The sequence below is a fragment of the Pseudoalteromonas sp. S3260 genome, from assembly GCF_005886925.1.
GTDB classification, from domain to species: Bacteria; Pseudomonadota; Gammaproteobacteria; order Enterobacterales; family Alteromonadaceae; genus Pseudoalteromonas; species Pseudoalteromonas tetraodonis.
Genome location: NZ_PNCV01000173.1, coordinates 1 through 902 on the forward strand (window position 1 = coordinate 1; position 902 = coordinate 902).

General features: G+C 42.2%; 1 pseudogene. It reads right to left on the reverse strand.

Annotation, left to right across the window (positions count from 1 at the left end):
• Positions 1–27: 27 nt before the first annotated feature.
• Positions 28–795: pseudogene (locus CWC14_RS17830) on the reverse strand (TonB-dependent receptor domain-containing protein); the annotation flags it as partial.
• Between the last annotated feature and the right edge of the window lie 107 nt (positions 796–902).

Consider the following 902-nt stretch of genomic DNA (forward strand, 5'->3'; position numbering starts at 1 on the left):
TAATGCAGTCAGGTAAAGTGGCCTGACTTAAACAAACTGGTCTCCGATGAACTCGGGGCGATTCAAAAAGCCACCATTAATTCCGTATGGAGATGTTTCGTAGTACTTACCACCCCAGTTGTTATTTGGTGCCACTGTGAAATCAAGTTTCTCTGCTTCTTGATCCAGTAAGTTTTGTGCACCTAATGAGAAGCTAATTGAGTCATTCATGAAGTAAGTGACTTCAACATCTAACGTGACTGCTGCGTCAGCCATTTTAGCTGTTTCATCATAATCTACGTGAACGCCTTGGTATTCGCCAAAGTAGTTAAGGCGAGAAAATGCTGAAAAGCTTTCCCATTGTTGTGCCCAGCTCAGTGTTGCACGGTGATTAGGTAAGTCATTTTCAAGACGGCTTACTTTAAATGCACCAGTTATATCACTTGAGCGTGTTACTTCTGTTTCATTCCAGTTGTACGCTAAGCTAAATGTAGAGCTACCACTGAACAATTCAGCTGAGTAGTTAGCAACTAAATCAACACCTTGTGTAGTAGTGTCAAAGTCATTAGTAAAGAAACTAACTTGCGCAAGGTTTTGTACGTTAGGTACGCCCGCAGCTTCAAGCGTGTCTTTATCTGCTTGGCTAAGTTCAATTTTATCTGACTGACTAATACGATCATCTACTTGGATGTTGTAGTAATCAACCGTTAAGAATAAATCGCCAATAGTATACACCGCACCAAAGGTGTAGCTTTGTGATTCTTCAGGCTCAAGTTCAGTACCACCTAGTTGAATAGCAATTGGGTTTGTAGGTGGTGGAGAAAGGCGCACCACCACGAAGTGGTGGCTTTAATCAAATCCTTCCTGCTGAGCTAAATATTGCTTCACGATTTCAAGTGGCGCACCTCCGCAACTAACCAGAC